The sequence below is a fragment of the Bacillus alkalicellulosilyticus genome (assembly GCF_002019795.1).
Taxonomy (GTDB): domain Bacteria; phylum Bacillota; class Bacilli; order Bacillales; family Bacillaceae_F; genus Bacillus_AO; species Bacillus_AO alkalicellulosilyticum.
Window position 1 is genome coordinate 3,313,072 of record NZ_KV917381.1, and the last position, 25,075, is coordinate 3,338,146.

Sequence of the window (25,075 nt, forward strand, 5' to 3'; positions counted from 1 at the left end):
AGAGGTTATAGATTTCCTATTGATTTTGTTTATATTCAAAATAAGCAATTAAATGGTCAATTGCAATTTCAATTGCCTGTTCATCTGGACGAATTTTTGCATCATGTAGACCATGAGGGCTATCGACACCTAACCAAAACATAAATCCTGGGATTTCATCAAGAAAATATCCAAAATCTTCTCCTGTCATCGCTTCTTTACATTCATATACTGTTACCGTTCCAGCTTGTTTACTAAAGTTGATAAATTCTCTAGTGAGTTTCTCTTCATTGTATACTTGGCAGTAATTTGCTCCATAGTCAATAGAAGCTTTGCACTCAAACGCTTCTTCTATCCCAGCTACAACATGCTCTATCCTCTTTTTTATCTTATCCATGGAAGGAAGAGACAAAGTTCGAATGGTTCCTTCAATTCTTGCTTTTTCAGCAATGATGTTTTGCTTCGTTCCTCCTGTGATTTTCCCTATCGTGATAACTGCCGAATCGAGTGGATCAATATTTCGAGCTACAATGGTTTGCAATTGAGTAATTAAATGAGCCGCTGCGACAACCATATCATTCGCCGTATGAGGATAAGCGGCATGTCCACCCTTACCATGTACGTTAATAAAAAGCTCGGATGTATTGGCAAACAAAAGTCCTTCTTTTGTTGCGATGGTTCCTACAGGATGCTCAGGAGCAATGTGTAGCGCCACCATTTGCGTAGGTCGCCACTCTTGTAGAATTTCACTCTCGAGCATAGGTTTCGCACCACCAGGTCCTTCTTCAGCCGGTTGGAATATAAACAGTAAATCGTCTTTAGGTTGATGATTCGCAAAATGAGTTAACACTCCAAGTGCAATACTCATATGAAAATCGTGTCCACACGCATGCATTTGCCCGTTATGCTTTGAAGCGAACTCATAACCTGTTTCTTCTTGGATCGGTAACCCATCAATATCTGTACGATAGCCTAATAAACCCGTAGGATCAGTGCCATTTACTTTTACAACAATTCCAGTTTTCCACGTTTTTATCTCAAGAAATGTTTGAGGCAAAGATTGCATGTAGTTTAGTAAATAGTGTTGCGTTTTTTCTTCACAAAACCCTAGCTCAGGGATTTCATGAAGCTGACGTCTTATATCAATAAACGCTTCGTACTTTCCCATCATACATGCTCCTTTTCAAACTTTTTCAAGTTCATCTCTAGTGCTTCTAGAAATTCATCTGTTTCTTGCTTTTCTAAAGTTAATGGAGGAAGAAGACGGACAATGGTCTGTTGGGTCACATCAACTAGGAAACCTTGCTCTAACAAATTTCGTTGTAATTGTTTCACGGATTCGCTAGAGAGCTTCATCACAATTCCAAGCATCATCCCTTTACCACGAATTTCAGATATGGATGACGAATACGTATCCTTTAAATTAAGCAACTCATTCCATAAATAATCAGCTGCTTGTTTTCCTTTTTCTAACTGTCCTTGTGTAAAAAGAACCTCTAGTACTGCGTTTCCTAAAGCGGCACTTAACGGAGCAGGTGCAAACGTAGTTCCATGATCACCAGGTTTAAATAAATCAGTTAATGGTTCAGATACAATGATTCCACCTAGTGGCAACCCTCCGCCTACCCCTTTTGCAAAAAGAATAAGGTCTGGTTGGATATTGGCATATTGATAAGCAAAGAACTTGCCTGTTCGACCAATACCTGTTTGAATTTCATCCATACAACACAACACTTTATGCTCCTTGCATAAGCGAGATACTTCTTGTAAATAACTTTCTTCTAACGGCAAAATACCACCTGATCCAAGAACCGGCTCCATAATCACAGCAGCTGGTTGTTCTGTTCTTAATACTCGTTCTAGTTGGTCAAGGTTATGAGGCTCCACTTCATGAATTGGCATCGATGTCACCGGAAAGTCCTGGTAAACTCCGGCCTGCCTTGTTAATTTTAGGGCGCCCAAAGTACGACCATGAAAGCTATTTTTTAAGACAACAACACCTTGTTTGGTGGTACCTACGTTTTTGGTCCATTTATGAATGAGTTTAATCGCAGCCTCTGTTGCCTCAGCCCCTGAGTTTGAAAAGAATACTTTCCCATTAGGTAAAGAGTGAGAAATTAATGACTCGGCAAGCTGGATCGCTGGTTTATTAAGAAACACGTTGGAAATATGTAAAAACTTTTCTCCCTGTTCCTTTAATGCTTGCACGATAATAGGATGAGAATGTCCAAGAATATTAACAGCTAGTCCTGTAAACAAATCAAGATAGCCTTTCTCATTCGTATCGTATAAATAATTTCCGACACCTCTTTCAATTGCGATCGGTAACCGGTTGTACGTATTCATCATATATTTTTGGTCTAACTCTTGCCAATTACTCATCCTTACTCTCCTTTCCCTTTCCAACCATTAATAGGTGGAAATAAGGCATCCATTAAGCGAACTTAATGAATGCCAGTAGTCATTACTTAGTTATCTTCATTTAAACGACGAAGCTCTTGTTTAATCTCTGTTTTACCTTTTGTTTTTTCATCAATTTCTTTAATCACTCTTGCAGGAGTTCCTGCTACAACAGTATTTGGTGGTACATCTTCGGTAACTATGGCACCTGCTGCAACAACAGCGCCTTGTCCGACTGTAACGCCTTCTAAGATTACGGCATTGGCACCAACCACTACCCCATCTTCTACAATAACCGGCTTAGCAGAAGGTGGTTCAATAACTCCTGCCAGTACAGCTCCAGCACCAATGTGACAATTCTTCCCTACAGTTGCTCTTCCACCCATAACCACATTCATATCAATCATCGTACCTTCACCGATAACGGCACCAATGTTAATGCTAGCTCCCATCATAATAACCGCATTGTTTCCAATCTCAACTTGGTCACGGATGATAGCACCAGGTTCAATACGAGCTTGAATGTTCTTCATATCTAAAAGCGGAATAGCTGAGTTTCTGCGGTCGTTTTCAACAACGAAGTCTTCAATTTTAGCTTCATTAGCTTGAATCGCAGAATCAATCTCTTTCCACTCTCCAAATAAAACCCCTGTATTTCCTGTAATAAACGTTTTTGTGTTTGCGCCAAAATCGATGCCTTCAAGGTCACCTTTAATATGTACTTTAACCGGAGTTTTCTTTTCACTTTTTGAAATAAATTGAATTATTTCGTTTGCATCCATCATTTTCATCTGTCTTTCCTCCTCAAACTTTGACAAAATTCATTCTCTTCCTATGATAGTGATTCACTAGAAAAAATGCAATCTGAATCACTTATCTTTTTAAGATTCCATTAGAAGTCCTTCCCATACTTCTAAAAGGAAATTTGGGAAAAGGAATTTTTCGGCCTCATTACCATAATTGGACTTTATTATTGTAAATTTTCAGTGAATATGGTAGTTTGAAACCTAGAGATTCGTTTAACTACTCATATCCACTAGGGGTGCTTTACAAGCTGAGAGAGGATACTATCCTTAACCCTTGAACCTGATCTAGGTAAACCTAGCGTAGGAAAGTGGTCGATACATAGTACTACTCACCTTGAGTAGCACACTATAGTTGTTGACTCAAACCACTTTCTATCTGAAAGTGGTTTTTTATGGCTTGGTATCAATTCAAATTATGTAAGGAGGTGTCATATGAACAAAGAAAAGATAAATTCTTTGGTTCAACGTATAGAAGAAAATAAAGAACAATTACTTGATTTAGCCAAAGCTTTGATGTCATTTGAAACGCCTAGTCCTCCTGCAAGGAATACAGAATCCGCTCAACAATTTATTGCAGACTATTTACAAGACTTAGGCTTTTCAATTGATAAGTGGGATGTTTATCCTGGAGACCCTAACGTAGTAGGAACACTCACCGGCACTCATTCAACTAAGGCTAAAAGCCTACTTATTAATGGGCATATCGATGTTGCAGAGGTCCATGAAGAGGAGGAAAACTGGGACAGTCCTCCTTTTACTCCTGTTATTAAAGATAATATTTTATATGGTCGTGGTGCAGCCGATATGAAAGGTGGGCTTGCAGGAGCTTTATTTGCGATAAAAGTGTTAAAAGAAGCGGGAATCGAATTACCGGGTGACCTTATTTTTCAATCTGTCATTGGAGAAGAGGTCGGAGAAGCTGGCACTCTTCAATGTTGTACTCGCGGGTATGCCGCTGATTTTGCAGTTGTAGTTGATACAAGTGATTGCCAAATTCAAGGACAGGGCGGTGTCATTACGGGATGGGTAACGATCCAAAGTCCTGAAACCTTCCACGATGCAACGAGAAGAAACATGATTCATGCTGGCGGTGGACTTTTTGGAGCGAGTGCAATTGAAAAAATGATGAAAGTCATTCAAAGCTTGCAAGAACTTGAACAACATTGGGCCGTTACAAAATCTTATCCTGGCTTTCCTCCGGGGATGACGACCATTAATCCTTCAGTCATTGAAGGTGGGCGTCATGCTGCTTTTATAGCGGATAAATGTGCCCTGTGGATAACAGTTCATTTTTACCCAAATGAAAATCATGCTGATGTTGCTAAAGAAGTTGAAGAGCATCTTATGAATATGGCCAAAGCTGATCCTTGGTTACGAGAAAACCCTCCGACCCTTAAATGGGGAGGAACTTCAATGATTGAGGACCGCGGCGAAATTTTTCCTTCGCTAGAAATTGACCCTAGTCATGAAGCTGTACAACTTCTAGGTAAGAGTCACCAGCATATTTTTTCTACAGAAGCGACGGTTGGTATGTCCCCTACTGTAACAGACGGTGGATGGCTTGGGGAAGCGGGGATCCCTACTGTAATTTATGGACCAGGGAAATTAAAGCATGCACATGCTGTCAATGAGCAGCTAGATGTTGATGAGCTCGTTAATTTTACAAAAGTGATGACTTCATTCATTTACGAATGGTGTCATTTATCAAAAGAAGAGGAGTGAGAAATGGTGGTATTTACTGACCGATTACATGAGAAAGCAAAACCAATTTGGAGACAAAGCCACGACCATCCTTTTGTTCAAGGAATTGGTCACGGGACATTAGATCTTGAAAGCTTTAAATTTTTCATGCGTCAAGACTATTTATATCTAATTGATTACGCTCGTTTATTTGCATTAGGCAGCTTGAAGGCAACTGACCTTCAAACGATGTCTACCTTTGCAAAGCTACTAGATTCTACTTTAAATGTTGAAATGGATTTGCATCGTCAATATGCCGAGCGCTTAGGAATTTCAGCTGAGGAGTTAGAAGCAACTAAAGCCGCACCTATCACCCTTGCCTATAGCGGATATATGTTAAATATCTCACAACGTGGATCCTTGGCTGAGCTGGTTGCTGCTGTTCTACCTTGCACATGGAGCTACTTTGAAATTGGCAAAGAACTATCCCAAATACCTGGTGCTACTGAACATGAAGTGTACGGCGAATGGGTGAGTATGTACTGTTCAGATGAATTTGGTGAATTAGCTGACTGGCTTATTACATTAATGAACCAATTAACAACAGGGATGTCTGAAACTGAGCTTGCTAATTTAGAAGATATCTTTTTAAATACAAGTCGTTATGAATACATGTTCTGGGATATGTCTTACAAGCAAGACATGTGGCCTACTGATGAATAACGACAACTTACTTTCCTTTGATAATGTCTCGTTTTCTTATGAAAAGGAGGAACAGATTATAAATCAAGTCTCGTTTTCCATTGATAGAGGAGAGTTTGTAAGTATTTTAGGTCCGAGTGGTTCTGGAAAAAGTACAATTTTCAGGTTAATTACTGGTCTTGAAAGAGCAAGTGCAGGGACTATTAGTGCTCCTTCAGATGCTGGTTTTATGCCACAGCAGGATTTGTTGTTAGATTGGCGAACAATTATTGAAAACGTCATTTTACCGTTGGAAATAAAGGGATATTCAAAGCAAAAAGCACGACTAAAAGCTGCACCATATTTCCATGAGTTTGGTCTAGTAGGAACAGAGCATAAATACCCAAATGAACTTTCCGGTGGAATGAGACAACGAGCTTCTTTTTTACGAGCCACGTTAAGTAGTGGTGACTTATTGCTATTAGATGAACCATTCAGCGCCCTTGATGCAATGACTAGATTATCGATGCAAGAGTGGCTGCTACAACAATGGGAACATTACAAGAAAACAATTTTGTTCATTACACATGATGTGGATGAAGCCTTGTTTTTATCGGATCGCATTTTTCTATTTACCGAAAAGCCGCTATCTACTTTTACAGAAATTCAGATTCCGCTGGATAGACCCCGAACACTTGAAAATATGCTTGATGTTCAAATGGTAGAGCTGAAAAGCTCATTAATTGCACAGTTGCGTCAGCAGGTGAAGCTATGATGCGGCACTTAAAAAACTATCTGGGTTCTTTTATTCTCATTGCAGGCTTGTTGGTTATTTGGGAAATTGGAGCAGGACAATATGATAAAAAATACATCCTTCCAACCCCAAGCGATATTTTTCTGAGAATGATTGATCTTCATGATTTATTATTCTTTGTTCATTTACCTGCGACCTTAAAAATCATTTTACTTGGGTTATCCCTTTCTATCTTGTTTGGTGTCGGCCTTGCCGTATGGATGAATATGAATACAATGGCGGAACGAACGTTTTTTCCAATAGTGATAGCATCACAGACCATCCCTATTATTGCGCTTGCACCTATTTTTGTGCTTTGGTTTGGATATGACATTTGGAGTAAAGTCGTTGTGACCATTCTCATTACGTTTTTCCCGATTACTGTGGGAACATTTGACGGACTACGCTCCACAAAAAAAGAGTATATCGATTTAGTAAGAACAATGGGTGCAACGAAAAGACATATCTTTTTTAAAATTCAAGTTCCTACTGCTCTTCCTTATTTCTTTTCAAGCTTAAAGGTCGCGGTTACCTTAAGCGTCATCGGGGCTGCAATTGGGGAATGGCTTGGGGCAGATGCAGGGCTGGGATATTTTAGTCGTCGTATGATGACGCAGTTTGACGGTGCCGGAGTTTTTGCTCCGATTGTTTGGCTATCCTTTCTAGGAATTGTTTTATTTTTACTCGTAAAAGCAATTGAATCTTATCTACTAAAATGGAGGAAAACACAATGAAACAACTTACAATGATGTTACTAGCTTTATTATTCGTTATCACTATCGCTGCTTGCGGAGGTACGGAGGCCCCAGTCGAAGAAAGTCAGTCAGACAGTACACCAGAACAAGTTGAGGACACTGAGGCAGTTGAGACAAATGAAGAATTAACAAGCATGGACATTATGTTAGATTGGTATCCGAATGCTGTTCATTCATACTTATATGCTGCATTAGAACAAGGGTTTTTTGAAGAAGAGGGACTTGATGTTACCATTCGTTTCCCTGCCAACCCAACAGACCCAATTAATTTAGCTGCTACAGGAGCAGTAACTCTAGGAATTACATATCAACCAGATGTCATTATGGCCAGAGCAATGGATGTTCCAGTCGTTTCAATTGCTGCGATTGTTCGTTCACCTTTAAATCATTTAATGGTGATGGCAGATAGCCCAATTCAAACTCCTGGTGATTTAGTTGGTCAAAGTGTTGGATATCCTGGAATTCCAGTAAATATTCCAATCTTAAAAACAATGGTTGAAGCTGATGGCGGTAACTTTGAAGAAGTAAACATGGTCGATGTAGGATTTGAGCTTGGTTCTTCCATTGTCAGCGAAAGAGTCGACGCTGTCATTGGTACTTATATTAACCATGAATACCCTGTATTAAAAGAACAAGGACATGACATTCGATATTTTAATCCCATTGATTTTGGTGTTCCATCTTATTATGAACTAGTCATTGTTACTAATGAAGAAACCCTTGCTGAAAGAAAAGAAGATATTGAAGCTTTTTGGCGTGCAGCAACAAAAGGCTATGAATTGATGAAAAATGAACCTGCACAAAGCTTAGATATCCTTTTCGCGAATCAAGACCAAGCTAACTTCCCATTAAGCCGTGCTGTTGAAGACCAAAGCTTAGAAATCCTGCTCCCAAAAATGGAGGAGAACGGTGAACGTTTTGGTAGTCAAACTGAAGATTCATGGCAAGAGGTTATTACATGGTTAGTTGAAGCTGGGCTAGTCGATGAAGCACCTTCTGCTGAAGAAATTTTTGTAAATATTGTGGAGTAATGATATTCAAAAAGCGTTCCTACCCCAATTGAGGGTGGAACGCTTTTTTCTTATGAACATACATTTATAATTAATGGAACGGTCCTGGTGTTATTGGATGGCTGTTCGCAACCATGCATAAATAATTGTGCCACCTTCCTCTTCAGCTTCGAATAATAAAACATTGTCACCTATTTCATAATGATAGGTCCATAGGTTCTCCATGTGATCAAGTTCAGAAATATCTGGTGTACCTAAGTTACGGTATAACGTAGTTGCATCAATTTCAAAATGCGAAACCGGTACTGCTATTGCTACAACTGTTTCACTTTCAGGGTTAATAAAAAATGTCACTTCTCCATAATCTAGAAATTCGCCACCTTCATAAGAACCAGAATCTAAAGGCTCTCCCATCTCATCAATTACTCTCTGGCGGCTGGCATTTAACTCAATTGGTATCCCATCAAGACGACCATCATATCCTTGCTCAATCCAACTGAAATCTATTCCAGACGAAGGATTAACCGTCTCAGCAGCTACTTTAGTAACCAATGACGGAAGATTGGCTTCAGTGACTTCTTTTACATGGTGTTCATTTGATTGTTGAGTTTCTTCTATATCTCCTTGGCCACAACCAACTACAAGCAATGTAAGGCATACTATAACGAATGATAATAAGTTCAATTTCAAGATACTCACCTCTTTGGCTATTCATACTCTATATTCATCTCTTACCCATTACTAGAATTCTTATTCACTAAAACGATAATTTATATCATTTTTTTACTAGATTTTATTTTTTCTTCATACATTACATTAGACGTGAAATCACCCAAGAAAGTTTCACCAAAAACTTATCCACTTTTAAATTACCTTTTCACTATAAAAAAACACAAAAAAGGTGGGACAAAGGATATATTTAGAAGCCACTGAAATAGTTAAACTAACTTTTTCAGTGCCCTCTTCATTTTCCTTTTGTCCCACCCTAAGCAAGTTGTTTTCTCATACCTTGCTTATTTTCTATTTTTTCGAAGATAATTTATCCATTTGTTTTACTACAAGTTTTTCCCATAAACTCCAAGGCAATAACTGCTTTATTAAAATCGTTACTAAAACTCCTTTTCCTACTTTATACCTAAAAGCAGGTACTTTTGCTATCACGGCCTGAATAATGACCTTTATGACCTCCTCCTTATTGCCGTATGTTTTTTCCCGTTCTATTACACTTTGTTCAAGTTTTTTAAACTTTTTATAATTGGGTGATGTTTTATCTGATAATGCTTTGGCTATCCTTTTTCCGGTTTTCCAAATATTTGTTTGGTATGAGCCTGGTTCAATGATGACGACATCAATTCCTACCTCTTTCATTTCTAATCTTAAGCTCTCACTATAGGCTTCAAGCGCATGTTTTGAAGTTGCGTAAGGGCCAATACCTGGTAATACAACTCTTCCGCTAATACTACTTATCATGAGAATTCTACCTTTCTTCTGGCGTCTCATCATCGGTAATACAGCTTTTGTTACACGCACAACCCCAAAAAAGTTAGTATCAAATTGTTCAATCCATTCTTCCTCTGAGACATCTTCTACAAATCCAGCTAACGCAAACCCCGCATTATTCACCAGTAAATCGACTCTTCCATATTGACTTTCTATTTTTGAAATGACTTCCTTGACTTGAATTTTATTTGTAACATCCATTTCAACTACGTCAACATCAGAGAGTAATTGGTCTTTTTTTATTCTTTCGATTAATTGTGTGGCCCTTTGTAAACTCCGAACTGTTGCAATGACATTGTATTCTTGTTTTGCCAGAGCTATCGTAGTCTCAAGACCAAACCCACTTCCAGCACCCGTAATAATAGCTAATTTTTTTGGCATCTTCGATCTCCCATAGCTTTTTTCTCTATTATAAGTGGAAGAGTAAAAAAACAGCTAGTTAAAGTAAAAACGCTCTACTTTTTTATTTCTCTCCTTTATATTTCTGGTTCTTTTGCACCAATGATTCACAGCAATTTTGGCATCACGACCATCTGCAATGATTTGGTATTCATCTCCGACTTTTAGGAAGAGCAAAAATGAAACTAAACCTAACAAGCTTTTACCGTTACAGACTTTACGCTCTTTCTTTACAGTGATTTCACATTGGAAATGTTCATTTTCAACAATAAGCTCAATGATTTTTGGTAAGCTCATTTGTTGAGTTAAGAAGACGGTTTGCTCTATTTTCATTCTCTCACTCCTAACTTCTGTTTCCCCAATTATATAAATTGGTTTTTACTCTCTCTATAATGGTGTAACATTTCATCACAGTTTACTTTTCAATTTTATTTATCTGTTTTTTTCGACAAATCCCAAAAAGTTTTTAATTTAAATGTTTTATTATTGAAATCTTATGGTATTATAGTCTTAAGACTTAATGCTTGACTTATAATGAAATCGAGGTGACTATCCTTGTTTAAAGGAAAACAGTTTAAAAAAATAGAAGTTGAAAAGCAAAATTTAGAAAAACGTGTTGCCGAACTTGAACAACAGCTTACTGAGAAGGATGAATGGACGAACAAATTGGTAGAAGAGATTTCTACGAATCTAGTAGCAGCAATGCAAGAATCTACGTCTGTTAACGAACAACATTCGACACTTGCTAAGGTGATTCAAGAGTTACAAGGAAAGTTCGAAACTGTAAATGGTCTAAGCGAAAGTTTAGGACATACTTCTTCTGTTATGACAGGCAAAGGTGAAGCTTTAATTTCTTCAACTGATATGATGGTTGATAAATCCACTGCTGGTCAAGAAGCGGTTAAAAAGATTCAATTGCTCATTCAAAAGCTTGGTGAGGAATCAAAACAAACTGCAACGAGTATGGCACAGTTAAGCTCTCGTTCAAAAGAGATTGAAGGAATTGTCAAAGTTATTAATGAAATTGCTGAACAAACGAACTTATTAGCTCTTAATGCTTCCATTGAAGCAGCTCGTGCTGGCGAACATGGTAAAGGATTTGCGGTCGTTGCTGATGAGGTTAGAAAATTAGCGGAAAACACTGCACAAAGTACGAAGAGTATCGACGAGTTAATTAAACATATCCAACAAGAAACAGATAAAGCTCAAGAAGACTCTAATAATACACTACGTGCTGTAGAAGATGGAATCGATTATAGTAATTTAACGGCAGAAAGTATTTCTGAAATCTTGGAAGCCATTGAAAGCGTCCGTTCAGAAGTAACTGATGTATTAGATACAATTAAAAATCAAGACCAATTAAGTGCAAAAGTAGTGGCAGAAGTACAATCGACAACTGCTGCATTTGAAGAAGCAAATGAATTAATTCAACAACATATTGAAGAATCAGACCGCGTCGAAGCTGCATTTAAAGACAGCGTTGGTCAACTTCAAGCCCCTGCACAAGTTGCGCCTTCAAAAGAAGAAGAATTAGAAACAGCATAAATTTAGAAGAATAAAAACCAGCGTGAAGTTTTATAACTTCACACTGGTTTTTTATTATTGTTCATGCTCTATCCCGTTTTCTATATCATTTATTTCCGTTTTTTGAAGCCGATTCTCAAAATACACACTGCGACTTGGAAAGGCAACTGCAACGCCTTCTTCTTCTAATATATCCATAATTTTAAAATTAATATCTTCTTTCACCTTCAGCCACTCAGGCCAAATTGTAGTATTCGTGAAAAAGTAAATGAAAATATCCAAACTTGAATTATTAAATTCACTAAATCGGACCATAATTGTTTGCTGATGGACCTCTGGATGCTGTAACAGCAATTCTTCAATCCTACGAACAACCACTTCAAGTTTTCTTCTAGGTGTTGTATAGGTCACTCCAAGATTAAACGTAATTCGTCGTCTTCCCATCTCCGACCAATTTGTAATCGGTTCATTCGCTAAGGTTGAATTGGGAACGGTGACAACTGAATCGGCAAACGTCCTGATTTTAGTGCTTCTAAAATTTATATCTTCAACAACACCTTGAACAGTAGGAGTTTCAATCCAATCTCCTTTTTTAAAAGGCCGTTCAGTAATAATGATAACCCCACCAAAAAAATTACTAACCGTATCTTGTGCCGCTAAAGCAAAAGCTAGTCCACCAAGACCAAGTCCAGCTACCAAGCCACTTACTTCGTAACCCAAAGCGCCTAAAAATATCCCAAACGTTAAGATGATAATTAAAAAACGTAACACTTTAGATAAGAAAGGAATTAACATACTTTCTTCTTCTACATCAACACTTTGTGTAAAAAAACTAGAAAAAATAGCTGAATTTGTGGAGAAAAAATTATATAAGCCCCACCCTACTAATAAAATCAATAAAGCCTCATACACATTCGTTACATACCTTGAGGCGGGAACATTGAAAGGTAAATATAACAATGCTAGATAAATACCAATAATAACAAAAAACACACGCAACGGCTTTTCAAAAGCTAAAAATAAATTCGTTAATAAATCAGTTGGCGTTTTTTTCGTCAACCTAATAATTAATCGAAATAAATAGCGGGTAAACAACTTTCTAAAGACATGGAACACTAAAAAAATAGCAATAGCTATTCCAATATCTACCCATGATACACGATATAATGAATTTATAACCGTTTCCCATATTTCCAATATTACCCCGTCCATTCCATCACAACTTCAACAACATTACCGCTATTCTACCATATTTAGCCCTCCATTTAATAACAAATTGATATGAAAAAACCAAAGGCTTATTCGCCTTTGGTCATAGTATCATCATTTTCCAATGACTCGTCTTCTACTACTTCATGAATTAGCTTTCCAATATCTCCACCATCTTGTTCTGTATTATTTGCGGAAGATTGTTCATTTTTCTTATAATGATCATTTTGATTTTGGTGTTGGTTATCTTGTTTTTCACTAGTCTTATCAGTAGAATTCATTTCGTCAAACAAATCAGCCGTCCACTCACTTCCCATTTCGAGGAGCATATGTGAAACATTTTTTCCTTGTTCACTTTGCTCAAATTGCTTCCTAATGTCCTGACGAAGCTCTTCTCCTTTTTTCGGTGCTAAGAGTAATGCTCCTGTTGCTCCAATGACTCCTCCGATAAGGGTACCCATCAGCATCCCATTTCCTGAACGTTTTTTTCTCATGAACATATAAAATTCCTCCTTCACCTTTTCATTTTCTTAGAATGCGGAAAAGAATAGGTTTTTATGCATCCTATGGACAAAAAGAAAAGTGGCTTCAAGAATGGTTCAGCGCTAGATTGTCAAGGGATAAATATTTAGTGATAGTTTTTACCACTTTCTATGCATTTTTCATTGACAAATCCTCCAAAACATCATTAAACTTAATTGAGAATGAGTATCATTTTTATATGTTTTATAGGAGGTATTTCAATGAACGATATCATTGCCACGCAATCTTTATCTCTCGGTTACAGTCAAAATTTGATTATTGAGAATTTATCTATAAACATCCCTAAAGGTAAAATTACCGTTTTCGTTGGAAGTAACGGCTGCGGCAAATCAACGCTTCTTCGGTCAATGGCTCGCTTATTGAAACCAAAAACGGGTGATATCCTTTTAGAACGTACAGATATGGCAACCATTGCAACTAAAAAATTAGCTAAAACATTAGCCATCCTGCCACAATCACCAACAGCACCAGAAGGTCTTACTGTGTACCAGTTAGTAAAACAAGGCAGATATCCCCACCAAACTTGGTTAAAGCAATGGTCGAAGGAAGACGAAAAGAAAGTGCAAGATGCTCTTGAAAAAACTCGTTTACTCGATTTAAAAGACCAACCAGTTGAAGAGCTATCTGGAGGACAACGACAACGAGCTTGGATCGCGATGACATTAGCTCAAGATACAGACATCATCTTATTAGACGAACCTACAACATACTTAGATATGACTCACCAGGTTGAAATATTAGACCTATTATTTGAACTTAATGAAAGAGAAAACCGAACGATTGTTATGGTGCTACACGACATTAATTTAGCTTGTCGCTACGCCCATCACCTTGTAGCAATGAAGTGTGGAGAAATATTTGCACAAGGTCCGCCCGAACAGGTGATAACACCAGAGACCGTTCAAGCTGTATTTGAAATGGAATGCCAAATTACACACGACCCAATTTTTGGTACACCATTATGCATACCATATGGACGTGGAAGAACAATAAAACAAACCGCATTAACAGGAACATAAAAAAAGCGACAAAGTCGGAGGGCACTGTAAAAGTTCGGTTTTTAACTTTTACAGTGCCCTCTTTGCAATGTGCGTAACCGTTGCATTTTTTTAAGTCAGCTACGAGTGGGTTTCTCGTAGCTGGCGGGCAACTGGTGGAGCCATTGGAACCATAATCAAAGGCATTGAAAAAGTTGGTTTGTACTTTTTCAGTGGCTTCACAAAGTCTCCCTTTTTTTAGAAGCAAGGAGCGTAGCCGCTGCCTTACTTAAAGTGTTTTACAAGTGCCTTTCTTGTAAAACACGCGCAGTGTGCGAAGCCCTTGCTCTTCCATGAGTCATCCTGCAGGGTATCTATGAACAACTTAATTTTTATGCTTTTCTTTCTTCTTCGAATAACCCAACCCCCCATGCTTCCTCCACAAACTTACATGTTTTTCTTCCGAAATAATAAATAAATAAAAAAAGGAGCACCAATTGCAGCAGTAAAAACTCCCGCTGGAATATCAAGTGGCAAAAAGGCTGTTCTTGCAATAATATCTGCAATGACAACTAATAGACCTCCTATAAGTGCTGAAGCCGGAATGAGACTCCCAAAAGAACGACCTATCAACTTTCTAGCGATGTGTGGTGCAATTAAACCGACAAAGCCAATTCCTCCAGCAACAGATACTGCTGCTCCTGCTAACGCCACACTCAAAACTAACAAAAGAAAACGAAATTTTTGCACGCTTACTCCTAATCCTTGGGAAACATCATCTCCCAGTTCCTTAGCATTGACGACTCTCGCTAACAGCAACGTAAGCATTATACAAATGACTACCCACGGAAGAAGTGTCCACACATTTTGCCAACTTGCTCCATATACACTTCCGGTCAACCATATGTACACTTTGCTAGCAACACCGATTTCACTCATGACTAATAGCATCATCGTAAGTGCCTTTGTGGCAGCAGCAATGCCAATTCCAATTAGGATAAGACGAAACGGAGTAATTCCATTTTTCCATGACAACGCATAAATACAGGCAGAAACGATGGCTGCACCTAGTATCGCAGCTAATGGAAGCCATGTAATACTGACAGTGCCTTGTAGCGTAATAATAAACGTTATTGCTCCGACTGAAGCTCCACCAGTAACTCCAATAATATCTGGAGAGGCTAGAGGATTTCGAACAATTCCTTGCAAAATAAGGCCTGAAACAGCTAAAGCTGCTCCTACTAAAAATGCCGTCAGAACACGTGGTAGACGCAACGTGTGGATGATATAGTCGTGTTCCCCGCTTCCTATCCCTACTAAATGAGAAAAGACTGCATACGGAGATAACCACGTACTTCCAACAGATAACGCTAATGAGAAGACCATAACAGAAAACGCTACTAACATAAAAATAACTTTAAGTGAGGATTTCTCAACTAGAAACGAAATCGTATCATTTTTCGTTCGAACGTGATAACTACGCATGTTTAGCTAACCCCTTACGTGCAATATATATAAAGAATGGCGTACCTATTAATGCCGTCATTACTCCAATTGGCATTTCCTGCGGCATGATAATAAACCGTGCTACAATATCCGCGGCAAGCAATAAGCTAGCGCCCATAAACCCACAAAATGGAATCACCCACCTGTAATCGACACCAATCATCCCGCGAACCATATGAGGAATAATCAGCCCAATGAACCCAATGGCTCCCCCAAGTGCTACTGACCCTCCTGCTAGCACAATCACAACAACTCCAATTAAAAGTTTTACAATAAGTGTCCGCTGCCCTAAGCTTTTGGCAATATCTTCACCAGATAACAATATATTAATTGGTCGACCTAAAAACATGGCAATGATTGCTGCACCTATAAAAAATGGAATAAGCGGGTACAGCATCTCCAGTGTTCGCCCAGCTACTGAACCTGCAAGCCAAAATAAAACGGTTTGAATTCCTTCTTGATTGATAACTAATAGCCCTTGTGTAAACGAAACAAATAATGCGGTAATCGCTGCACCAGCTAAAACAATTTTAACAGGAGCTAGTCCATCTCTCCCAACTGATCCGAGTATATAGACAAAAGCCCCGGCAATTCCTGCTCCGAGAAAGCCGATCCACATGTAATGAACTAATGAAGTCAATGAAAAAAAAGTAATCGCAAAAACAATAAAAAAAAGCGCTCCCGCATTTATACCGAGCAGGTCAGGTGATGCGAGCGGATTTCTTGTTAATGCCTGCATTAAAGCTCCTGCAATTCCTAGACTTGCCCCAATAACAGCTGCAAGTACTGCTCGTGTCAATCTAGTTGTTGTTATAATGATATGCTCTGTACTTGTACCATCAAAATTAACAAAAGCATCTATAACGGTTGTTACTGGAATCGAAATTTTTCCGAGCATAATACTTAAACAAAATGTGATTAAAAACATTAAAATGAGAAATAACAAGCTTACTAGTTTTGGAATCTTTCTAAATTTTCGCATAATTCTCTCCCTTTCTACAAGAGAAATGGCAAGGAGAGTGAGAGTACACTCTCTCCTCCTTGCCTAATGATTCATTTATTTTTCTAACCCTAATCTGTCATATACATCATCTAGCATTAAATTCGCAGCGATGATTCCACCTGCCATGTTCCAAGTCACAGCATCTACCATATACACTTGGTCATTGTTCACAGCATCCAACGTAGCCCAAAGTGGATGTGCTTTCCATTCTTCAAATGTTTGTTCAACCGCAGGGTCATCCTCATTGAAGATGTAGAAGATATCTGCATTCATTTCTGTTATTGCTTCTTTATCTTCTAGGATAATGCCCCATTCTTCACTTTGTTGATTTTCAGGTCTAGTAAACCCTAAATCTGCTAAAATTGAGCCTGCAAATCCAGTAAAGTAAATACGTGCATGGTCTGCTCTAAAGTTTAGAATAGACACATTTAGCGGCCACTCGTCACCTAACGTTTCCTGAGCTTTCGTTTGGAAGTCGGCAACCCTAGCATCCCAATCCGCTAATAGCTGGTTAGCTTCTTCTTCCTTGTTCATTGCTTTCCCCATAAGTTCCACTGTTTCTTCAAATACAAAGACTGTTTCATGCGTTACTGTCGGGGCAATCGCAGTTAATTGATCATATATTTCTTCATGTCTCATTTGTGAAGCGATAATTAGATCCGGTTTTAGTTTTGCAATTTCTTCAAGGTTCGGTTGATTTTCTTCTCCTAAATCAACTGTTCCCTCTAAATCATCACGTAAGTATTCATAAAAAGGTTGTTCTACCCAAGACTGAACCGCTCCAACTGGAGTTACTCCAAATGCAACTGCCGCGTCAGTTGCTCCTTGATATAACGTAACAATGCGTTGTGGTGTTCCTTCTACGACTGTTGTTCCCATCGCATGTACAATTTCTCTACTATCATTATTTGAAACTTCTTCTTGCTGTTCTTCTTGTGTTTCTTCAGGTGTTTCTTCTACTGGTGCATTAGAATCTGTACTACCGCAACCTGTAGCAATGAACATCATCGCTAAAAGAATAGCAAATACAATGGCTAGATTTGATACTGAAAACATTTTCTTGGACATATAGTTTCCCTCTCTTACCCTAATGAGTTTGATAATCATTATCAACATAGTTGATTATAATTATCATTCTCATAAAATGCAATACCTTTTTTACATTATTTTCTTATGATGCATAAGAAAAACGGCAAAGCCGTCTTTGATTAATTGCGATGTGCGAAGCCACTGCCCTCTTTTGAAAAGTGCTTTAATAAATGTACTTCTTATTAAAATATGCGCAGTGAGCGAAGCCATCGCCCTTCCCTGAACTCGCTTTCAAGTCATCTATGAGCAACTAACATTTTTCTAATATGTAAAAAAAGAAAAAGAGCCCTTTAAGGACTCTTACTTCTGAAGTGCATATAGTTTTGAGAACATTCCTTTTTTATGTGAGAGCAACTCTTGATGAGTTCCGTCTTCTACAATTCCTTCCTCCGTCACAACAACAATACGGTCAGCATTTTTTATCGTACCTAAACGATGTGCAATGATAAGTGTTGTTCGGTCTTTAGCAAGGTCATTCAATGCCTCTTGAATAATCGTCTCTGTTTCTGTATCAAGAGCTGATGTCGCTTCATCTAGTATAAGAATAGGTGGGTTTTTCAAGAACATTCTAGCAATGGCTAGTCGTTGTTTCTGTCCTCCTGATAACTTTAGTCCTCTTTCCCCTATTTGAGTCTCATAGCCATCAAGCAATGACTCAATTAAATCTGTTAAATGAGCTTTCCTTGCTGCTTCTTCTATTTCAGCCTGACTTGCTTGTAAGTTTCCATAGGCTATGTTTTCTTTAATCGTACCTGTAAATAAAAACACATCCTGTTGAACGATACCAATGTGAGAGCGTAATGACTCCTTTGTCATGTCGCGAATATCTATTCCATCTATTGTAATCCTTCCTTCATTCACATCATAGAAGCGAGGGATTAACGCCGATATCGTCGTCTTCCCTGCCCCAGAAGGTCCAACAAACGCAATTGTTTTCCCTGCCTCAATCGATAAGTCGAGGTTCTTTAAAATGGTTCGATGTCGTTCATATCCAAATGTCACATTTTCAAATTGAATGTTTCCCTTTAAATCTGATACTGCTTTAGCACCAGGCTGATTTTCAATATCTGGTTGGGAGTCGATAAGTTCTGTAAACCGTTTAAACCCAGCCATCCCTTTTGGATAAAGCTCTAGCAGTGCGCTTATTTTTTCAATCGGTTTAAAAAGGATGTTTAAATATAAAATAAAAGCGACAAGTTCTCCGTAGGACAATGCCCCTGAAAAACTAAGCCACGCTCCGTAAACAAGAATTGCTACTGTCATTACGCGTGTTGTAATGTATATCCCGGATAAATTGACACTCATCACTTTATACGCTTTAAGCTTTGATTTTCGGAAGAACTGATTGTTTTTATTAAAACGGTCCATTTCATATTGTTCATTTGTGAAAGATTGTACGACACGTACTCCAGACACACTATCTTCTACTTGTGAATTAACATCAGCAATGTTACCAAACATTTTTGCCCAAGCCGCATTCATTTTGATATTTGAATAGGAAATGAGCCAAATAAGAAATGGGACAATAATAATCGCCACTAGTGCTAATTTCACATTTATCGTAAGCATAATCCAAAATGCACCGATGAACGTCATAATCGCAATAAAAAAGTCCTCTGGACCGTGATGAGCTAATTCTCCGATATCCATTAAGTCGTTTGTAATTCGACTCATAATGTTTCCTGTTTTTGTATTGTCAAAATAACGAAACGATTGGCGCTGAACATGGTTGAACAGTTCGCGTCGCATATCGGTTTCAATATTAATCCCTAGCTTGTGGCCCCAGTAATTCACAACAAACTGCATCCCCGAACTCGTCATATAAAGAACGAGTAATCCCACACTTACTGCAGTGATTGTGCTCCAATTCCCATCTGGTAAGAGCTCATCTATAAACCATGAAACAGCAAGCGGGAAGCCAAGTTCTAGTAGTCCCACAAAGACGGCACAAGAAAAATCAATATAAAATAACTTTTTATGAGGTCGGTAATAACTAAAAAAACGCCTAATCATGTAAAAACACCTCTAGTATTCTCTCAAATTAAAGATTAATGATCATACATTACCACAAGACGCTCTTTTCGGGTATTGTTATTTTAAACTTCATTCAAAAACTGTTGTGCACATGCTAAAAGCTCCCTCGCTATGAGGGAGCGTTGTCTTTATAAATCATACTCGAAGTTGCGCCTGTTTGGTTTACATATTTTCCTTGATACGGTTCTGCTCCACCTGTGACTTCAGCAAATACAAGTTGACAGATTCTTCTACCTGGAGTAAGTTCTATCGGAAGTCGATTCGCATTAAACAGTTCTAGAGTAATCTGTCCTTTAAATCCAGGGTCAACCCAGCCGGCATTTTGAATGAAAAGGCCAAGCCTACCAATCGAGCTCCTCCCCTCCACAAAAGCAGTGACATTCGTTGGTAGATCTATCGTTTCCACTGTTGTGGCAAGCATAAACGATTGCGGCGGTAGAATGATAGCCCCTGTCGTTACAGATAAATCTCGATATGTCGCAGGACTCTCAAGCGATATCAAACTCTCTTTATGTTCATCAATCACAACAAAATGTTCACCTAGTCGTAAATCAACTGATGCAGGCTGAATTTGTTCTTCCGTTAGTGGTGTGATTCCTATTTCCTTCGCATGTAACTTCTCTCTGATTGTTTTACTGGATAATATCATTTGTTCACCTAGGCCTGCTGTAACTTCCACTGAAAAGGATCCTCAAGTGTTTCCCAATCACAAACGAGTTCCGTATCGGTTAACAAGCATGCTTCTAATTCTCTTGTAATTTCCTCTTTGTCTAAGTCTGTTCCAATGAACACAAGCTTTGTATGTCGGTCACCGTAATGAACATCCCAAGATTGCACAAGGTGAGGGTTCTCTTTTAAAATTTGATGTTGCTCTGCTTTTGGAAGACTTGCTACCCAATAAGACAAAGGTTCAATAGAGACCGAAGGACCTGCTTGAGACAATAATAGGGCTACATTATTTTGAGTGGCACACCAAGCAATTCCTTTTGCTCTTACAATATTACTAGGCATTGAGTGTGCCCAATTATCAAAACGAATCGAATGAAACGGAATTCTACTTTCATATACAAAAGATGAAATGCCATATTCCTCGGTTTCTGGGGTATGATTGGCATGTCCTTCCGCTAACTCGCGTATCCACCCTGCAGAATTACTCGCGTGTTCAAAATTAAACAAACCTGTATTTACTATCTCTTTTGGTTGGACGGTCGCATTGACAGTACGAATAAGTTTGGCAGTCGGCTGCAAGGTTCGTAATACTTGCTCTAATTTTTCTAATTCCTGTTCAGAGACAAGGTCACATTTATTCAATACGAGAACATCACAAAATTCAATTTGGTCAATTAGCAAATCTGCAATTTCTCGTTCATCCTCTTCCCCTAACGCTTGCTTTCGGTCTAACAAGCTTTCTCCTGAATCAAAATCATGCCAAAAACGATTGGCATCCACCACTGTCACCATTGTGTCTAGTCGGCAAAACTGTGTTAAATCAATGTTTAATTCTTCATCTATGTAAGAAAACGTTTGAGCAACCGGTACCGGCTCACTTATGCCTGTAGACTCAATCACGATGTAATCGATATTACCAGCGAGTGCTAGTTTTTCGACCTCAATTAATAAATCCTCACGCAAAGTGCAACAAATACAACCATTTGACATTTCTACAAGTTTTTCTTCTGTTCTTGATAACTCCCCACCTTGTTTAATCAGTTCAGCATCAATGTTAACTTCACTCATGTCGTTAACAATTACTGCAATTCGCAGTCCATCACGGTTTTGAAGAAGGTGATTAAGTAGCGTTGTTTTTCCTGAACCAAGATACCCACTTAAGACGGTAACTGGGATTGTATTATTCAAAATATTGTCCTCCCTTTACAAATCGTAATCATTCCTATTTATATATTTTAAGTCTACATCAATGGATTGTCAAAGGTTTTGGAAACTCAATTAAACTCCAACCTAAAATCAAAATGATTTTTTAGGGAAGGAGTCTATTAAAGTAGTTTCCAAACATAAGGATTTCCATAATCAGTATTTTTCGTTATGAGAGGCCGATTGAGAACTCAATGAATAATATGTTTTCACTTGAGAACCATCTACTTCACTTAAGAAAAGAGATAAATTAATGTTTTTTATTTTTGATATGGTCGTAATCCCTTCTCGCAGTGTTTTTAGATAAGGATGATAAATTTCATTTAGAATGATTTTATCAATTGCTAGCTTGTGTAATGACCATAAGTCAAACTCATCCTTATTTAAAATAGACAAACAGGCAAAATGAAATACAATCAATCTATCACTTTCAATGAAAACCCTGTCTTTCTTTTTCGTTACCTTAAATTGATTGTTATAAACACAATTCCATGGTGCTGCATCTACTCCAGCATTAGACGATACTTTCACGTAAGGATACTTTTCCGGAATTTGATCCAAGTATTTCTGGTCACCAAACTTCCCGTCTTTTTCAATGTCACCACAATATTCTAAGCAGCGTCTATGCCACCATGTTACACTTTGTAACCCATACTTATCATTTTTAAAACCAATTAATCCTGCCTGGTATTTACCATACTTATTTTCTACCCAATGTAAGTCTCTCTGTGGACATAAATAAATTGAATCTTCTCCCCAGTCCTCAAATAGGATACTAGGGTCTGAGAAAAAAAATAAGTCACCATCAAGATAGATAACCGACTTAAGGTTATAGGTTGTTAATACATGCTTTATAAAAGGGGCTTTTAGTGTCCAACAATATTCATTAATCTTTCTTTCTTTTTTAACAGCTAACAATCGTTTGTCCTCTATCTCGTTTACTTTAATTAATTTCACAAATTCCATGTTTATCTTTGATAATAGATTGTAGGTCATATCATCAGTACAACATATCCATAAAAAATAATGTTGTGAATGTTTTTTTAACGATTGATAAAGAGCCAATACCTTTACTACATAGCCACGACTAGAGATTACACAAAAATTGTGTTTTCGATCCTTATTACCTTCACTTTGATTTGTTGCCATTCTGTATCCCTTCCTCCAATGAATCCTAGATTCCCTGCCACCTGTTTATTAACTCAAAGATAGAATATGTGCGACGTTATGTTTTTGCGTTAGGTATCTCTCTCTTTTTTTTAAAATTAGACATTTTTATTTATACGACAAATGGAACTATCTGATTCGATAGCTCCATTTGTCAGTTATATGCTATTAATTTCTTTAGCCAAAGTTTTATTATCATGAATTGCTTTTGTAAAAGAAACTCCTTCGTTCTACACGTTCTAATTAACATTATAGCCTTACGTATGTGTCCTGCCTCATACAACCGTTTCGCGTAATCCAGCTGTAATTTTGCCAAATATTCCCGCAAAGCCACTCTATTAAAGCTAGTATCCGTTTGTTCAAGATGTTCTCGCACTGTTTGAATTATAGCGTATTCTTCAAGAATTTCTAAATTCGCACACATACTTCCTTCTAATCCTCGGTAATAAATACATTGTATCGACGGGTCATAAGCAATTGGATACTGAAGAGCAATTCGAAACCACATGTCTTGGTCTTCACCAAGAGACCTACCTACCGGAAAATAGCCTACTTGTTCAAATGTACTTTTCTTTACCGCAACAGCGGAAGATATAATAGGTAAATCTCCTAGGACTACATTTGCATAATTTTGTATTAAGACCGGGGATTGATTGGTAGGTATTGCTTCTATTTTCGGTATAAGTTTCTTTCCACTTGGTAGTATTGTTACATAACCTGTACCATAAGCCCCCGCCTCAGGATACATTACATATAAATTTTTGATTTTTTCAAGAAAAGTAACTTCCCATTCATCATCAGCATCTAAAAATGCAATCAATTTCCCCTTTGATTCTCTAATACCCCTGTTGCGAGCGGCCGAACTTCCTGCATGTTCTTGGTGTATGATTCGCATATTTGGTTTTAACAACGGATTTAAGACATTTACACTATTATCCGTAGAGCCATCATTTACAATAATAACTTCGTAATCATGTATTGATTGATTTATGACTGATGTAATCATTCTTTCTACATAATGTTCTTTGTTATAAAGTGGAACAACTATGGATATAAAACACATTTTGCTCCCTCCAGATTTTTTAACGAACGTTCTTTTGCCTTCTCCAAAGATAAAGTTGGATAACTATACTCATTATTAAGCAAACGAATGATTGCATGTATCAGTTCGTCTGTTTCAAAGTTTGTTGAGTCCACCGTAAAGCTAGGATCAGAACCTATTTGTTCGGCCCAACCGAGACATTTAGGGTGGTAGGAAAAAATTATGGTTGGCGTTTCAGTCAAGTAACCGAAGACTGCACTATGCAGTCGCATTCCAATTAACCCCTTTACACGTGAAATTTCCACTAACACCTTAAATGGATCATCCTTATATCGAATATATGATATTGGAATAGTTGTACCAAGTCGGTTCAAGACTTCTTTATTTAGTTCCACATCTCCAAAAATAGGGTGGTTGTTAAAGTCAAACAAAACGATTTCCTCGATTTCATCGGATAACTGCTGTATAGCTTGAATCACTTTTTCCACTCGTTTTCGTTCAATTTCATAATTCCCACCAATATATCTTTCATAGTGACATAAGGCTAACCCTATTCCTTTTCTAGTCGATGAGGTTCTATCAAAATGGCCCATACTTAAAAGCAAAGGTGCTAAATCGAATGTTAATTCTACATTTGCATATGGAACCAAGTCTTTCACTAATTCATAACTTTGCTTGTCTCTACACCCAATATAAGCTAACCTTTCAATCAATTTTTTACTGGCAAGTTCGGCACCACTATCTCTAAAAGGACCAAACGATACACCTAAAGCTACAGACTCCCCTCTACACATGTCTACTAAGTCACTATCTCTTGTAAGTTTTTCCGTAGAATGAAATACAGACCCTCCCCCAAAAATAATATGTTTTGAGGTTAACGCCCGATGATATAAGCGTAATAAATTATCGCTTTTAATCCTTTCCTCTGCAACATAAACAGGTCTGACATTTCGAATATGCTTAGTGATACTTGGCAATTCTGTAGCGGTGACATGTATCTTTTTTGCCTTTAGTATTTGTTGACAACCCCAAGCCGAAGCTGCAAGTAACGCATCATCACCTATATTTTTTTCCCCGTAATAGCCCGCTAGTAAAATATCGTCCAA

At 37.9% G+C, this 25,075-nt stretch carries 24 protein-coding genes and 1 riboswitch; of the genes, 7 read left to right on the top strand and 17 right to left on the bottom strand.

Features of this window, described 5'->3' with window-relative positions:
• Positions 1-16 precede the first annotated feature (16 nt).
• The 3 genes from BK585_RS16665 to dapD form a co-directional block, all read right to left on the bottom strand.
• Positions 17-1,147, bottom strand: coding sequence for an N-acetyldiaminopimelate deacetylase (locus BK585_RS16665; protein ID WP_078554993.1), 1,131 nt, complete (start codon positions 1,145-1,147; stop codon positions 17-19).
• Positions 1,147-2,361, bottom strand: a complete 1,215-nt coding sequence (locus BK585_RS16670) for an aspartate aminotransferase family protein (RefSeq protein ID WP_078554995.1) — start codon at positions 2,359-2,361, stop codon at positions 1,147-1,149. Before BK585_RS16670 ends, BK585_RS16665 begins: the two co-directional genes overlap by 1 nt.
• Before the next feature lie 86 nt (positions 2,362-2,447).
• Positions 2,448-3,170, bottom strand: coding sequence for a 2,3,4,5-tetrahydropyridine-2,6-dicarboxylate N-acetyltransferase (gene dapD / locus BK585_RS16675; protein WP_078554997.1), 723 nt, complete (start codon positions 3,168-3,170; stop codon positions 2,448-2,450).
• Positions 3,171-3,407: 237 nt separating this feature from the next.
• A riboswitch (TPP riboswitch) is annotated at positions 3,408-3,509 on the top strand.
• A gap of 108 nt (positions 3,510-3,617) precedes the next feature.
• Between dapD and BK585_RS16680 the strand changes: the two genes are divergently transcribed.
• The 5 genes from BK585_RS16680 to BK585_RS16700 are packed head-to-tail and all read left to right on the top strand — an operon-like array spanning position 3,618 to position 8,125.
• Entirely contained in the window at positions 3,618-4,907 is a 1,290-nt protein-coding gene (locus tag BK585_RS16680) for an acetylornithine deacetylase (RefSeq protein ID WP_078554999.1), read from the top strand.
• Between the two features lie 3 nt (positions 4,908-4,910).
• On the top strand, positions 4,911-5,588 hold the full coding sequence (tenA, locus tag BK585_RS16685; protein ID WP_078555001.1) for a thiaminase II: 678 nt from the start codon (positions 4,911-4,913) through the stop codon (positions 5,586-5,588).
• Positions 5,581-6,321 carry an ABC transporter ATP-binding protein gene (locus BK585_RS16690; RefSeq protein ID WP_078555003.1) on the top strand — a complete coding sequence of 247 codons (741 nt, stop codon included), beginning with the start codon at positions 5,581-5,583 and terminating at the stop codon, positions 6,319-6,321. Before tenA ends, BK585_RS16690 begins: the two co-directional genes overlap by 8 nt.
• Entirely contained in the window at positions 6,318-7,073 is a 756-nt protein-coding gene (locus BK585_RS16695; protein ID WP_078555005.1) for an ABC transporter permease, read from the top strand. The genes BK585_RS16690 and BK585_RS16695 overlap by 4 nt, the downstream gene beginning before the upstream one ends.
• Positions 7,070-8,125, top strand: coding sequence for an ABC transporter substrate-binding protein (locus BK585_RS16700; RefSeq protein ID WP_078555006.1), 1,056 nt, complete (start codon positions 7,070-7,072; stop codon positions 8,123-8,125). The genes BK585_RS16695 and BK585_RS16700 overlap by 4 nt, the downstream gene beginning before the upstream one ends.
• A gap of 90 nt (positions 8,126-8,215) precedes the next feature.
• Here BK585_RS16700 and BK585_RS16705 read toward each other — a convergent pair whose 3' ends face one another.
• From BK585_RS16705 to BK585_RS16715, 3 genes are all read right to left on the bottom strand, one after another.
• Positions 8,216-8,794 carry a hypothetical protein gene (locus BK585_RS16705; RefSeq protein ID WP_078555008.1) on the bottom strand — a complete coding sequence of 193 codons (579 nt, stop codon included), beginning with the start codon at positions 8,792-8,794 and terminating at the stop codon, positions 8,216-8,218.
• Positions 8,795-9,124: 330 nt separating this feature from the next.
• On the bottom strand, positions 9,125-9,985 hold the full coding sequence (locus tag BK585_RS16710; protein WP_078555010.1) for an SDR family oxidoreductase: 861 nt from the start codon (positions 9,983-9,985) through the stop codon (positions 9,125-9,127).
• Positions 9,986-10,039: 54 nt separating this feature from the next.
• A complete protein-coding gene (locus tag BK585_RS16715) occupies positions 10,040-10,336 on the bottom strand; it encodes an HPr family phosphocarrier protein (RefSeq protein ID WP_078555012.1) in 297 nt (98 codons plus the stop codon).
• Between the two features lie 222 nt (positions 10,337-10,558).
• On the opposite strand from BK585_RS16715, the gene BK585_RS16720 reads away from it, so the two are divergent.
• A complete protein-coding gene (locus BK585_RS16720; protein ID WP_078555014.1) occupies positions 10,559-11,548 on the top strand; it encodes a methyl-accepting chemotaxis protein in 990 nt (329 codons plus the stop codon).
• Between the two features lie 54 nt (positions 11,549-11,602).
• On the opposite strand, the gene BK585_RS16725 is transcribed toward BK585_RS16720, so the two are convergent.
• Entirely contained in the window at positions 11,603-12,724 is a 1,122-nt protein-coding gene (locus tag BK585_RS16725) for a mechanosensitive ion channel family protein (protein ID WP_245805854.1), read from the bottom strand.
• Positions 12,725-12,825: 101 nt separating this feature from the next.
• Positions 12,826-13,236: a YtxH domain-containing protein gene (locus tag BK585_RS16730; RefSeq protein ID WP_078555018.1), complete on the bottom strand. Its 411-nt coding sequence runs from the start codon at positions 13,234-13,236 to the stop codon at positions 12,826-12,828.
• Between the two features lie 243 nt (positions 13,237-13,479).
• Here BK585_RS16730 and BK585_RS16735 point away from each other — a divergent pair, with 243 nt between their 5' ends.
• Positions 13,480-14,298 carry an ABC transporter ATP-binding protein gene (locus BK585_RS16735; RefSeq protein WP_078555020.1) on the top strand — a complete coding sequence of 273 codons (819 nt, stop codon included), beginning with the start codon at positions 13,480-13,482 and terminating at the stop codon, positions 14,296-14,298.
• Between the two features lie 405 nt (positions 14,299-14,703).
• Here the strand turns inward: BK585_RS16735 and BK585_RS16740 are convergent, their stop codons facing one another.
• The 9 genes from BK585_RS16740 to BK585_RS16780 all read right to left on the bottom strand — a co-directional run bounded on the left by BK585_RS16740 (position 14,704) and on the right by BK585_RS16780 (position 25,075).
• Complete coding sequence (locus tag BK585_RS16740) at positions 14,704-15,741, bottom strand: FecCD family ABC transporter permease (RefSeq protein WP_078555022.1); 1,038 nt, start codon at positions 15,739-15,741, stop codon at positions 14,704-14,706.
• Complete coding sequence (locus BK585_RS16745) at positions 15,734-16,744, bottom strand: FecCD family ABC transporter permease (protein WP_078555024.1); 1,011 nt, start codon at positions 16,742-16,744, stop codon at positions 15,734-15,736. The genes BK585_RS16740 and BK585_RS16745 overlap by 8 nt, the downstream gene beginning before the upstream one ends.
• Positions 16,745-16,819: 75 nt before the next feature.
• On the bottom strand, positions 16,820-17,833 hold the full coding sequence (locus BK585_RS16750) for an ABC transporter substrate-binding protein (protein WP_078555026.1): 1,014 nt from the start codon (positions 17,831-17,833) through the stop codon (positions 16,820-16,822).
• 321 nt (positions 17,834-18,154) lie between these two features.
• Positions 18,155-19,867: an ABC transporter ATP-binding protein gene (locus BK585_RS16755; protein WP_078555028.1), complete on the bottom strand. Its 1,713-nt coding sequence runs from the start codon at positions 19,865-19,867 to the stop codon at positions 18,155-18,157.
• Between the two features lie 130 nt (positions 19,868-19,997).
• On the bottom strand, positions 19,998-20,537 hold the full coding sequence (dcd, locus tag BK585_RS16760) for a dCTP deaminase (RefSeq protein ID WP_078556868.1): 540 nt from the start codon (positions 20,535-20,537) through the stop codon (positions 19,998-20,000).
• 8 nt (positions 20,538-20,545) lie between these two features.
• Positions 20,546-21,745, bottom strand: coding sequence for a GTP-binding protein (locus BK585_RS16765; protein ID WP_078555030.1), 1,200 nt, complete (start codon positions 21,743-21,745; stop codon positions 20,546-20,548).
• Positions 21,746-21,916: 171 nt separating this feature from the next.
• Positions 21,917-22,909 (bottom strand): glycosyltransferase family protein, encoded by a 993-nt coding sequence (locus BK585_RS16770; protein WP_078555032.1) that lies wholly within the window; start codon positions 22,907-22,909, stop codon positions 21,917-21,919.
• A gap of 172 nt (positions 22,910-23,081) precedes the next feature.
• Positions 23,082-23,990 (bottom strand): glycosyltransferase family 2 protein, encoded by a 909-nt coding sequence (locus BK585_RS16775; RefSeq protein WP_078555034.1) that lies wholly within the window; start codon positions 23,988-23,990, stop codon positions 23,082-23,084.
• Complete coding sequence (locus BK585_RS16780; RefSeq protein ID WP_078555036.1) at positions 23,972-25,075, bottom strand: polysaccharide pyruvyl transferase family protein; 1,104 nt, start codon at positions 25,073-25,075, stop codon at positions 23,972-23,974. Before BK585_RS16780 ends, BK585_RS16775 begins: the two co-directional genes overlap by 19 nt.

Bases quoted from the DNA above. Each gene is read 5' to 3' on its own strand.
- BK585_RS16665 (WP_078554993.1), bottom strand. From the start codon at position 1,147: ATGGGAAAGTACGAAGCGTTTATTGATATAAGACGTCAGCTTCATGAA.
- BK585_RS16670 (WP_078554995.1), bottom strand. From the start codon at position 2,361: ATGAGTAATTGGCAAGAGTTAGACCAAAAATATATGATGAATACGTAC.
- dapD (WP_078554997.1), bottom strand. From the start codon at position 3,170: ATGAAAATGATGGATGCAAACGAAATAATTCAATTTATTTCAAAAAGT.
- BK585_RS16680 (WP_078554999.1), top strand. From the start codon at position 3,618: ATGAACAAAGAAAAGATAAATTCTTTGGTTCAACGTATAGAAGAAAAT.
- tenA (WP_078555001.1), top strand. From the start codon at position 4,911: ATGGTGGTATTTACTGACCGATTACATGAGAAAGCAAAACCAATTTGG.
- BK585_RS16690 (WP_078555003.1), top strand. From the start codon at position 5,581: ATGAATAACGACAACTTACTTTCCTTTGATAATGTCTCGTTTTCTTAT.
- BK585_RS16695 (WP_078555005.1), top strand. From the start codon at position 6,318: ATGATGCGGCACTTAAAAAACTATCTGGGTTCTTTTATTCTCATTGCA.
- BK585_RS16700 (WP_078555006.1), top strand. From the start codon at position 7,070: ATGAAACAACTTACAATGATGTTACTAGCTTTATTATTCGTTATCACT.
- BK585_RS16710 (WP_078555010.1), bottom strand. From the start codon at position 9,985: ATGCCAAAAAAATTAGCTATTATTACGGGTGCTGGAAGTGGGTTTGGT.
- BK585_RS16715 (WP_078555012.1), bottom strand. From the start codon at position 10,336: ATGAAAATAGAGCAAACCGTCTTCTTAACTCAACAAATGAGCTTACCA.
- BK585_RS16730 (WP_078555018.1), bottom strand. From the start codon at position 13,236: ATGTTCATGAGAAAAAAACGTTCAGGAAATGGGATGCTGATGGGTACC.
- BK585_RS16735 (WP_078555020.1), top strand. From the start codon at position 13,480: ATGAACGATATCATTGCCACGCAATCTTTATCTCTCGGTTACAGTCAA.
- BK585_RS16740 (WP_078555022.1), bottom strand. From the start codon at position 15,741: ATGCGTAGTTATCACGTTCGAACGAAAAATGATACGATTTCGTTTCTA.
- BK585_RS16745 (WP_078555024.1), bottom strand. From the start codon at position 16,744: ATGCGAAAATTTAGAAAGATTCCAAAACTAGTAAGCTTGTTATTTCTC.
- BK585_RS16750 (WP_078555026.1), bottom strand. From the start codon at position 17,833: ATGTCCAAGAAAATGTTTTCAGTATCAAATCTAGCCATTGTATTTGCT.
- BK585_RS16755 (WP_078555028.1), bottom strand. From the start codon at position 19,867: ATGATTAGGCGTTTTTTTAGTTATTACCGACCTCATAAAAAGTTATTT.
- dcd (WP_078556868.1), bottom strand. From the start codon at position 20,537: ATGATATTATCCAGTAAAACAATCAGAGAGAAGTTACATGCGAAGGAA.
- BK585_RS16770 (WP_078555032.1), bottom strand. From the start codon at position 22,909: ATGGCAACAAATCAAAGTGAAGGTAATAAGGATCGAAAACACAATTTT.
- BK585_RS16775 (WP_078555034.1), bottom strand. From the start codon at position 23,990: ATGTGTTTTATATCCATAGTTGTTCCACTTTATAACAAAGAACATTAT.